This window comes from Phenylobacterium sp. (genome assembly GCF_044358365.1).
GTDB lineage: Bacteria > Pseudomonadota > Alphaproteobacteria > Caulobacterales > Caulobacteraceae > Phenylobacterium.
This window is the reverse complement of record NZ_JBIKNZ010000005.1, coordinates 88692-99293: the sequence shown is the minus strand read 5'-3', so window position 1 is coordinate 99293 and position 10602 is coordinate 88692. Positions and strand designations below refer to the sequence as shown.

General features: G+C 67.3%; 10 protein-coding genes. 4 read left to right on the top strand and 6 right to left on the bottom strand.

The window, feature by feature from the left end:
• The first annotated feature begins 345 nt into the window (after positions 1-345).
• The 4 genes from gcvH to ACIQ3B_RS03030 all read left to right on the top strand — a co-directional run bounded on the left by gcvH (position 346) and on the right by ACIQ3B_RS03030 (position 4301).
• Positions 346-711, top strand: a complete 366-nt coding sequence (gene gcvH / locus ACIQ3B_RS03045) for a glycine cleavage system protein GcvH (RefSeq protein ID WP_397399844.1) — start codon at positions 346-348, stop codon at positions 709-711.
• Positions 712-855: 144 nt separating this feature from the next.
• A complete protein-coding gene (gene gcvPA / locus ACIQ3B_RS03040) occupies positions 856-2199 on the top strand; it encodes an aminomethyl-transferring glycine dehydrogenase subunit GcvPA (RefSeq protein WP_397399843.1) in 1344 nt (447 codons plus the stop codon).
• Positions 2196-3776, top strand: coding sequence for an aminomethyl-transferring glycine dehydrogenase subunit GcvPB (gene gcvPB / locus ACIQ3B_RS03035; protein ID WP_397399842.1), 1581 nt, complete (start codon positions 2196-2198; stop codon positions 3774-3776). Before gcvPA ends, gcvPB begins: the two co-directional genes overlap by 4 nt.
• Before the next feature lie 117 nt (positions 3777-3893).
• Complete coding sequence (locus ACIQ3B_RS03030; protein WP_397399841.1) at positions 3894-4301, top strand: hypothetical protein; 408 nt, start codon at positions 3894-3896, stop codon at positions 4299-4301.
• Between the two features lie 196 nt (positions 4302-4497).
• On the opposite strand, the gene ACIQ3B_RS03025 is transcribed toward ACIQ3B_RS03030, so the two are convergent.
• The 6 genes from ACIQ3B_RS03025 to ACIQ3B_RS03000 form a co-directional block, all read right to left on the bottom strand.
• The gene (locus ACIQ3B_RS03025) at positions 4498-4992 is read right to left on the bottom strand and encodes an ATP F0F1 synthase subunit B (protein WP_397399840.1); all 495 of its coding nucleotides are present in this window, start codon (positions 4990-4992) and stop codon (positions 4498-4500) included.
• Positions 4993-4996: 4 nt separating this feature from the next.
• On the bottom strand, positions 4997-5527 hold the full coding sequence (locus ACIQ3B_RS03020) for a hypothetical protein (protein WP_397399839.1): 531 nt from the start codon (positions 5525-5527) through the stop codon (positions 4997-4999).
• 20 nt (positions 5528-5547) lie between these two features.
• Complete coding sequence (locus tag ACIQ3B_RS03015) at positions 5548-5772, bottom strand: F0F1 ATP synthase subunit C (RefSeq protein ID WP_397399838.1); 225 nt, start codon at positions 5770-5772, stop codon at positions 5548-5550.
• Between the two features lie 32 nt (positions 5773-5804).
• Entirely contained in the window at positions 5805-6632 is an 828-nt protein-coding gene (locus ACIQ3B_RS03010; RefSeq protein ID WP_397399837.1) for a F0F1 ATP synthase subunit A, read from the bottom strand.
• Between the two features lie 11 nt (positions 6633-6643).
• Positions 6644-6994: an AtpZ/AtpI family protein gene (locus ACIQ3B_RS03005; RefSeq protein ID WP_397399836.1), complete on the bottom strand. Its 351-nt coding sequence runs from the start codon at positions 6992-6994 to the stop codon at positions 6644-6646.
• Positions 6995-7158: 164 nt separating this feature from the next.
• Positions 7159-10602 (bottom strand): AAA family ATPase, encoded by a 3444-nt coding sequence (locus ACIQ3B_RS03000; RefSeq protein ID WP_397399835.1) that lies wholly within the window; start codon positions 10600-10602, stop codon positions 7159-7161.

Here is a 10602-nt window from a genome sequence, read left to right as displayed (position 1 = left end):
ACGCAGTCTGGTGGAGGGGGCTTCGCCACAAGCGCGGTGGATCAGGCATGCCCCCTCCACCGAGTTCCGCGGTCCCCCTCCCCCGATGGGGGAGGAAACATAGCGCCCGCCGCCGGCTGTTCCCCCTGCCTCAAGGGCGCCATCGCGCTCGCCTTCGTCCCCCACCGCTATGTGCGCAAGGCATGACCATGCCGTCTTCCACCGCGCCGCAGGCGCAATCAAACAGACCGCAGAAAACGCAGAAGGTCGCAGAAACAGGCCGCCGCCCCTTCTGCGCCTTTCTGCGTTTTCTGCGGTTCCAGTATTCGGGCGGCTCCGCCGCCATCCGCCTCCAGGAGACCTGAAATGCGCTTCACCAAGGACCACGAGTGGGTCACCCTCGACGGCGACATCGCCACCATCGGCATCAGCGCCCACGCCGCCGAGCAGCTGGGCGATGTGGTGTTTGTCGAGACGCCTGAACTCGGCAAGGCCGTGAAGGCCGGCGACGCCTTCGCCGTGGTCGAGAGCGTCAAGGCCGCCTCTGACGTCTACGCCCCGATCTCCGGCGAGGTGGTGGACGCCAACACTGTGCTGGGCGACGCCCCCGAGACCGTCAACGCCGACCCCGAGAACGGCGGCTGGTTTGCGAAGGTCAAGGTCGCCGACGCATCAGAGTACGACGCCCTGATGGACCGCGCAGCGTACGAAGCCTTCCTCCAGACCCAATGATCCGCGCGAAGCGCAGATGAAAAAGACCGCAGAAAACGCAGACATTCGCAGAAGCAGGCCACCGCGCCTTCTGCGTCCTTCTGCGTTTTCTGCGTTTTCTGCGGTTCCAAACGACAGCGCCTGCGGCGCGAGAAGAGTGACCCCATGAGATACCTCCCCCTCACCACCGACGACCGGACAGAGATGCTGGGCGTGATCGGCGCGGCCGATATTGACGCCCTGTTCGTCGACGTGCCCGCCGCCGCCCGCAAGAGCGAGCTGTTCGACCTGCCCCGCCACGCCGGCGAGCTGGAGGTGGAGCGCGAACTGGCGGCGCTGTCGGCCATGAGCCGGCCGGCCGGCGCGGGGCCGTTCTTTTGCGGCGCCGGGGCCTATAAGCACCATGTGCCCGCCACGGTCGACCATGTGATCCAGCGGTCGGAGTTCCTGACCAGCTACACACCCTACCAGCCCGAGATCGCGCAAGGCACACTACAGGTGCTGTTCGAGTTCCAGACCCAGGTCGCCGCGCTCACCGGCCTCGATGTGGCCAATGCGTCGATGTACGATGGCTCCACCGCCTGCGCGGAAGCCGTGATGATGGCCAAGCGCGTGACGCGGCGCGAGAAGGCGATCCTCTCCGGCGGCCTGCATCCCCATTACGCCGCCACCACCCAGACCATCGCCCATGCCGAGGGCATGGACATCGTCCGCCAGGCCGCCGCCGTCGACGCCGAGGCCGCCGTGATCGCCGCCATCGACGCGACCACCGCCTGTGTCGTGGTCCAGACGCCGAATGTGTTCGGGGTGGTCACCGATGTGACGAAGATCGCCGAGGCCGCGCACGCCGCCGGCGCCCTGCTGATCGTGGTGACGACCGAGGCCGTATCCTTCGGCCTGCTGAGATCGCCCGGCGAGATGGGCGCCGACATCGCCGTCGCCGAGGGTCAGTCGATCGGCAATGCGCTGAACTATGGCGGCCCCTACATCGGCCTGTTTGCGGTGCGCGAGAAACTGGTCCGCCAGATGCCCGGCCGCGTGTGCGGCGAGACCGTCGACGCCGACGGTCGGCGCGGCTTTGTGCTGACCCTTTCCACCCGGGAGCAGCATATCCGCCGCGACAAGGCGACGTCCAACATCTGCACCAACTCCGGCCTCTGCGCGCTCGCCTTCACCATTCACATGAGCCTGCTGGGCGGGACGGGCCTGCGCCAGCTGGCGACCATCAACCACAGCCGGGCCCGCGAGCTGAAGGCGGCTGTCGAAGCTGTGGGCCTCGAGGTCCTGACGCCCCGGTTCTTCAACGAGATCGCCGTGCGCACGCCCGGCCCCGCCGCCGCCCTGGTCGAAGACCTGCTGGCCGATGGCGTCATAGCCGGCGTCCCCTACTCGCGGCTCGATCCCCACGCCGGCCTGGACGACGTCCTGCTGCTGGCCGCCACAGAAACCACCACGTCGGAAGACATCGCCGCCCTGAGAGGCGCCCTTGCCCGGAGGCTCGGCCAATGACCATGAATACCGTAGGTCGTCCCACCCGTCCCGAGGGATCGGCGGCAAATGCCGGTTTCACCTCTCTGACCGGCGCGCGAGGGCTGCTGCAGGATGAGCCGCTGATCTTTGAACTGGGCGGATGGGACAAGACCGGCGTCGATCTGGACCACGCCGAGCACGATGCCTCCGATCTGGCCGGCCTGACCCGCGCCGGGGTGCCCCTGCCGGGCCTCTCCGAGCCCGAAACGGTGCGGCACTTCGTGCGGCTCAGCCAGAAGAACCACGCCATCGACCTGGCGCTCTATCCGCTGGGCTCGTGCACCATGAAGCACAACCCGCGCCTCAACGAGAAGGCCGCCCGCATGGCCGGCTTCGCCGACCTGCACCCGCTGGCGCCGGTCTCGACGACCCAGGGGGCGCTGGAGCTGATGGACCGTCTGGCCCACTGGCTGAAGACCCTCACCGGCATGCCCGCCGTCGCCATGACCCCCAAGGCCGGCGCTCACGGCGAGCTCTGCGGCCTGCTCTGCATCAAGGCCGCCCACGAGGCCGCCGGCCAGGGCTTGCGCCGCACCGTGCTGGTCCCCACCTCCGCCCACGGCACCAACCCCGCCACCGCCGCCTTCGTAGGTTATAACGTAACAGAAATCGCCCAGACCCCCGACGGCCGCGTGGACCTCGCCGACCTCGAGGCCAAGCTCGGCCCCCACGTCGCCGCGATCATGGTCACCAACCCGAACACTTGCGGCCTGTTCGAGCGCGACATCCTCGAGATCAGCCGCCTGACCCACGCTGCCGGAGCCTACTTCTATTGCGACGGCGCCAACTTCAACGCCATCGTTGGCCGGGTTCGGCCCGGCGACCTGGGCGTCGACGCCATGCACATCAACCTGCACAAGACCTTCTCGACGCCGCATGGCGGTGGCGGGCCAGGCGCTGGACCGGTGGTGCTGTCGGCGGAGCTGGCGCCCTTTGCACCCGCGCCCTGGGTGGTGCGCGGTGCTGAGGGTCTGCACCTCGTGGAAGAGGCCACCGCCGAGGCGGCCCAGGCATTCGGGCGCATGTCGGCCTTCCATGGCCAGATGGGCATGTTCGTTCGTGCCTATGCCTATATGCGCAGCCACGGCTCCGACGGGCTGCGCCAGGTCGCCGAGGACGCCGTCCTGAACGCAAACTACATCAAGGCCCGTCTCTCCCGCGCCATGAGTCCGGCCTTCCCGGATGGTCCGTGCATGCATGAGGCGTTGTTCGACGACGCCTGGTTGGAGGGAACCGGGATCACCACGCTGGACTTCGCCAAGGCGATGATCGACGAGGGCTTCCATCCAATGACCATGTACTTCCCGCTGGTGGTCCATGGTTCGATGCTGATCGAGCCAACGGAAACCGAGTCCAGGCGCGAACTGGACCGGTTCTGCGACGCCTTGCTGGCCCTAGCCCAGGCCGCGAGAGCTGGGGATGCGGACCGCTTCAAGGGCGCGCCCTACCTCGCACCGTTGCGCCGGCTGGACGAGACCCTGGCCGCGCGCAAACCAAAACTGGCGTGGCGGGCGGAGCTCACCACTGTGGCGCCGACGCCATTGGCAGCCGAATAGACGCCGGGCGGCGCAATTTCATGGAACCGTGTCTTTACGAGTCGACGGTACGAACGCATATGAAAAGGGTGCCGGCGGAACCCCCCCGCTCTGCCGTGCACTCCCCAGGACTAAAAAGTGTCTTTCGCCATGCCATCGCTGCGCGTGCATCGCGCCACGGACGAGGTTGCCCGCGAGATCGCCGCGCGCTTGAAGCGCGTGGGCATGGTGGTGTTTGGCCTGTTGATCATTCTGGCTGGCGTGCTGATCTCCCCGCTCCCCGGCCCTGGCGGCATTCCGGTAATCGTCGTCGGGCTGATGATCGTTCTGAAGAACTCGTTCAAGGCGCGTCGCCAGTTTGTCCGCCTGCATCGTGCGCATCCAAGGATGATCTCGCCCATCCGGAGACTGCTGCGGCGGGATCCGGAGTTTGTGGCGCTGTTCTATCAGCAGTATTTGCGTGTGGAGCGGCTACTGCTGCCCCGGCGCATGCGGTTTTCCGTGAGGCTTCGCCACCGGATGCGGCGCGGTCGGCGCGCCACCTGACCGTTCAGGCGTGATCGTCCACGAACCCCACAGAAACGACTGACAGGCCACGGGCAGCGAGCCACCCCAGGTTGAAGCGCTGAGAAGGGCTGTGGGGGTCGTGGACAGGTCATTGGCGCGCCCACGTTCCCCAACGCGGACCTGCCTGACCGTCAGGCGTCGACGCTCCGAAGCCGCCGCGCCCGATCTCTATCGCCTATTGCAGCTTGCCGGCCAGCTGGCTGATGGCCTTGTCGATCAAAGGATCGGCCTTTGCACCAACCAATCGGCGCGTCAGAACTTGCTCGGCCATCTGCGCCGCAAGATCCGCAGCTGCGGCGCGAACATCCGCCTCTGCCTGAGCTTCGGCTTGGGCGATCCGCCGCTCTGCCATCTGGCCGCGCCGGGTGATCTGTTCTGCGAGCTTAACCTGAGCCTCAGCCTGCAGGCGCTTGGCCTCTTCTGCGGCATTGGCGATCATGGCAGCGGCTTCGCGTTCCGCCGTCGCACGCTCCACCTTGATGCTTTCGAGCAGGGCCTGGGCCGCACCGCGAAGGGTAGCCGCCTCGTCAAGGTGAGATTGTACCTTTCGGCCGCTCTCGCCCAGTGCGTTCCAGACGATCTTGTGGACGCCGACCGCGACCATTAGAACCAGGAACAGTACGAAGGCAACGCCGACCCAGAAGTGGGCGTCCATCAGAAGTTCGGTCATCGTCCTATCCTTTGACCGCGGAAAGCTCAGTTGCCGTAGCAGCCTTGCCGGTCAGCTTGCTGACGATGGCCTGAGCCGTCTCCTGCGCGATGCCGGTGACATTTCCCATGGCCTTGTCGCGGGCCTTGCCGATAGCCGCATCAGACACAGCCGCCACTTCAGCGAGGCGCGCCTCTTCCGCCGCAAGCGCAATGTCGATCTCGGCACGCGCCAGGGAGCGCGCGTCGTTGGCCAACTTCTGCGCCGAAGCGCGGGCCTGGGCCCGCTCCTGAGCCGCAGCGTCCGCCTGAGCGTCTGCCTCGACTTTCAGCTGCCGGGCCTCCGCCACGTCGTCTGCGATCTTCGCATCACGCGCCGCAATGGTGCCGCCGAGCTTGGGCACGGCAAAAAGCCGCATATAGGCCAGCAGGACCACAAACACGATGAGCACCCAGGCAATCTGGCCTGGCCACCACTGAAAGTCGAACTGTGGCAAGCCACCGGAAGCGCCGGCATGGCCGGCCGCCTCGGTGGTCGCGTGGGTCTCGGTCGCCATCGGCGTGGGATCCTAGGGTCTTAGCCGAAGCGCAGGAGCAGCGAGACGACGAAGGCGAACAAGCCCATGGTTTCGGTCAGCGCCATGCCCAGGAACAGCATGGTTTGCTGGCTGGCGGCCGCTGCCGGGTTGCGGATAGCGGCCTGCAGATAGTTGCCGAACAGAACGCCCAGACCAATACCCGCGCCGGCCATACCGATGGCGGCGAGACCCGAGCCGATCAACTTTGCGGCTTCAACTTCCATATCGATAGTCCTCTCTTGAGAGCTTGTAAGCGTTAGTGGCCGTGACCGAAGTTCACGACCTCGTTGAGGTAAACGGTGGTGAGCGCGGCGAACACAAACGCCTGCAGGACCGCGACAACCAGCTCAAGGCCGGTCAGGGCGACAATCATGGCCAGTGACAGGCCCGATCCGATCCAGCCCAGGGTCGCGATGCCGCCGGCCAGAGCGAAGATGCCCAAACCCACGACGAAGGAGCCAAACAGGCTCATCACCACGTGGCCGCCCAGCATGTTGCCGAACAGTCGCATGGCCAGCGTCACCGGGCGCACGAAGTAGGAGATCATCTCGATGAACACCATCGCGATGCCGCCGGGGATGCCCATACCGGGCACCCAGAACAGGCTCAGGAACTTCGGTCCGTGCTTGATGAAGCCCAGAATGAAGACACTGAAGAAGGTGATGACGGCGAGCGTCGCGGTCACGGCCAGCTGAGCGGTCACCGTAAAGGTCAAGGTCAAGCCGCCGATATTGCCGATAGCCAGCACCACGCTCATGAGGTTGAGCGTCAGGATCAGCATGAACAGGGTGAAAATGAACGGGATGTAGGGCCGTCCGCCCGCGCCGATAATCGGCGTGACCAGCACACTGTCGATGATGCCGTAGAGCGCTTCGGCTGCAGCCTGAGCGCGGTTCGGTACGATTTCGCCGCGCGCGGTCAGAGCCAGAAACACCATCAGCAGCGCCACGCCAGCCAGTAGCGTAGCCACGGAATTGGTGATCGACATGTCCAGCATGAAGCCGCCGATGTTGATCGGCGGGATATCCACGATCTTGTGGATCAGGAACTGGTGCATCGGGTCGATGGCAGGCTGTTCCGCCATGGTGTTCGGCCTCAATCGTTCTCTTCGTCGTCCGGGACCGACGGGAGTGGTCCCGCCTGTTCCATCGCGCGTTTGGTCGCCAGCGCAGCGCTGCGCATGGCGATGAATATCGAAAACCCTGTGCCGATCAGCAAACCGCCAATCAAGCCCAGGGGCTCCGCATGGGTGAAGCGATCAACGAGCCAGCCCAAGCCAGCGCCGCCCAGCACCCCACTAACCACTTCACCAAGGAAGCGGAACCCGTCGCCGGAAAAGCTCTGGGCCACGGCGCTGATCTTTTGCGCACGATCGGCCTCGAATGCATCCAACCGCGCGGTAAGCCGCTTACGCGCCTCGTCGTGCGATTCTACCAACTTCGGCATGCGTCAGGGGGCCTAACGGGCCGCGACGTCGCCGCCGTGGCGGGGGCTTCAGGTCGCGCGGAACCTATAGACGCTGCCGCAGTGCGTCAAGGCTGGCCAAAACTTACCCAAGCGTCTGATTTATTTCACGTCTTTACACAAACCAGGGTTGCGTGCCTCCAACTCTACTGCGCGGCCATCGCCTCGGCCTGCCTGAGGTCCACCGACACTAGTTGGGAAACGCCGCGCTCGGCCATGGTCACGCCGAACAGGCGATCTGTCCGCGCCATGGTCACCGGATTGTGGGTAATGACGATGAAACGGGTCTCAGTGCGCCGGCACATCTCGTCCAGCATGTTGCAGAACCGGTCGACATTGGCGTCGTCGAGTGGAGCGTCCACCTCGTCCAGCACGCAGATCGGCGCCGGCTGGGCCAGGAACACAGCGAAGATCAGCGCCGCCGCCGTCAGCGCCTGCTCGCCGCCACTCATCAGGCTCATGGTGGCCATGCGCTTGCCGGGCGGGCAGGCGTAGATCTCGAGGCCAGCTTCCAGCGGATCATCCGATTCGACCAGCCGCAGCTCGGCCTGCCCGCCCTGGAACAGGGTGGAGAACAGTGTCTTGAAGTGTTCATTGATCACCAGGAAGGCGGCGTTCAGCCGCTCACGGCCTTCAACGTTCAGTTCGTCGATACCCTGGCGCAGGCGGGTGATGGCGCCGGTGAGGTCGGCGCGCTCTACATTCATGGTCCCAAGGCGGACGGAAAGCTCGGCGGCTTCCTCCTCTGCGCGCAGGTTCACCGGGCCGATGCCCTCGCGCTGGCGCTCCAAATTGAAGAGATGCGACTCCATGCCGTCCGCGTCGGCCGGGATCGCCACGGCCTCGTCGGAGAGCTTGCGGGCAAGCTCTTCAGGCTCCATGCGCGAGGCTTCGCGGATGTTGGCCGCCACCTCGCCGAGGCGCTGAACGGCGGCTTCGGCGTGAGCCGCGAGGCTGGCGCGAAGCTCGCGGGCCTCCGATGCGGCGGCCTCACAGGCGCGCAGGGCCCGATCCGCCTCCGCGCGTTCCTGGTCTCCGGCGGCGAGGGCATCCGAGGTCGCCCCACGGCGCGCCTCCGCCACGACCAGCTCGTCCAGCAACGCGCTCCGGCGCGCCTCCAGGGTGCTCGGAGCCTGGCGAGCCGCGTCCAGCGCGGCCACGGCCCTCACGCGAGCCGCAGAGAGTTGCTCCACCCGGCGGCCGGCAGCGGCGGCGCGGCGCGTCCAGTCCTCGTGCTCGCGGGCCAGAGTCTCCAGCCGCCGCGTGCGACTGTTGTTGTCGCGAAGCTCATGCTCATAGGTCGCCCGGGCCTCGGCGGCGGCTTCCCGGGCCGGCGCGGCGGCCGCTCGGGCGATCGCCAGGCGGTTTGCCAGATCATCCGCGCCCTCGCTGGTCACCATCGCGACTTCGGCGGCCTTGAGCTGTGCTTCATGCTCGGCAAATTCGGCGTCGAAGCGAGCGATCAGGTCATCCAGCGACGCCGCGCGGGCTTCCCTCAGCGCCGCCTCGCGATCGAAGCGCTCCAGCGCGGACCTCGCCTGGGACGCCTGTTGCTCGAGAGGCGCTGGCGCGCGCCGCGCAGTGCGTAGCATCTCCTCGGCCCGAGCGAGACGCGCGGCGGCGGCTCCGGCGGCGGCGCGCGCTGTCCCGGCTCGCGGCGACAGGACCTCGATCTCCTGCTCCACCTCGTCCAGGCGGGTCTTCTGTTCCATCCGCACGGCAGCGGGACGGGGGGCGTCCGCGCGGGCCGTGAAGCCATCCCAGCGCCAGAGATCGCCCTCGCGCGACACCAGCCTGCCGCCGGGCGCCAGGGTCTTCTGCAGGCGCTGTCCGTCTTCCCGATTCACCAGGGCGACGTGGGCCAGCCGGGCGGCCAATGCAGCAGGCGCCTTGACCAGAGGACCCAACGGCGAGGCGCCTTCTGGCCAGACAGGCGGCGAAGGCTCGCGCCCGCCCCAGTAGGCCGGCGCTGCGGGATCGAGTGAGGCGTCCAGATCGTCGCCCAGGGCTGCAGCCAGCGCGCGCTCGTAGCCCCGGTCGGGGGACACGGAGTCCAGCGCCGGTGCAAACCCGCTCCGCCGCGCCTGGGCCACCAGCGCAGCAAGCGCCCGGGCCTCCGCCGTCAGCCGGCCCAGTTGCTCATCCAGTTTCCGGGCTGTGTCGCGCAACGCAACTTCCGCAGACGTGGCTGCGGCGCGGTCCGTCTCGGCGCCGTCAAGCGCTTGACGCGCCGCCGCCAGAGCAGCTTCTGCGGCAGCCAACTGCGTCCTCGCCTCGACAGCGCGCGGGTCCTGGGATGTCGCCAGCGCCTCGCGCTCCTGCCGGGCCTGATCAAGGGCACGCCGGGTGCGTGACAGCCGCGTCTGGGCCTCATCCAATCGCGTGCGGGCGCCGCGCTGCTCGGCCTCCAGCGTCGCCGCCTCGGAGGCCAGGCGTTCTACCGCCGCGTCTGCTTCAGCGCGCGCGGCCTCGGCGGATCGGGCCAGCGCTTCCAGTTCCGGTCCGCGCGCCGGCGCGGCAGCGATCAGCGCCTGGAGGGAGGCAAGATCCTCGGACAGGCGGGCCAGAGCGGCCTCGGCATCCTCGGTGATGTGGGCCTCGCGCGCGGCGTCGGCGTCCGTGCGCTCCAGGTCGCCTGTCAGCCGGGCCAGCTCGGTGGCGTAGGCTTCGGCCTCACGGTCAATGCGGTCCTTGTCGATGGCGAGTTTGTGCTGGATCGCCGCGGCGATGGTCTCGGCCTCGCGAAGCGGCTTCAGCGCCTCGTCAGCCGCCGAAGCGCGGGTCGTCGCCGCTGCCGCTGCGCGCGCAGTGGACTCAACCGCCCGGATCGCTGTCTCCGCCTCGCCGACCAGCCGTTCGGCCGCGACCTTGGCCTGCATCCAGCGGGCATAGAGTACAGCGCCCTGCAGAGCTCGGATTTCTGCCGAAAGTTTCTTGTAGCGTTCCGCCTGGCGCGCTTCGCGCTTCAAGCGGCCCAGATTGCCTTCCAGCTCGCGCGCCACGTCCTCGAGCCGGGTGAGGTTGGTCTCCGCCGCACGCAGGCGCAGCTCGGCATCATGGCGACGGGAATGCAGGCCCGAAACGCCCGCCGCCTCCTCAAGCAAAAGCCGCCGGTTCTGCGGCTTGGCCGCGATCAGTTCCGAGATCTGGCCCTGCCGGACCAGCGCTGGAGAATTCGAACCGGTCGAGGCGTCGGCGAACAGCAACTGGACGTCGCGCGCCCGCACCTCCCGACCATTGATCCGGTAGGTTGAACCGTCGCCCCGGTCGATGCGGCGGACGACCTCGATGACGGGGTGTTCGTTGAAGGCTGCCGGCGCACGATGATCGGCGTTATCGATGGTCAGCGAGACCTCGGCGTGATTGCGCCCGGTCCGGTTGGCCGCCCCGGCGAAAATCACATCGTCCATGCCGCCGGCCCGCATGGCCTTGGCGGAATTGGCGCCCATCACCCAGCGCAGCGCCTCCAGGAGGTTCGACTTGCCGCAGCCGTTTGGCCCGACAATCCCCGTGACGCCGGGTTCGATCCGAAACTCGGTCGGTTCGACAAAGGACTTGAAGCCCGTGAGCCTGAGTCGCTGGAAGTGCAC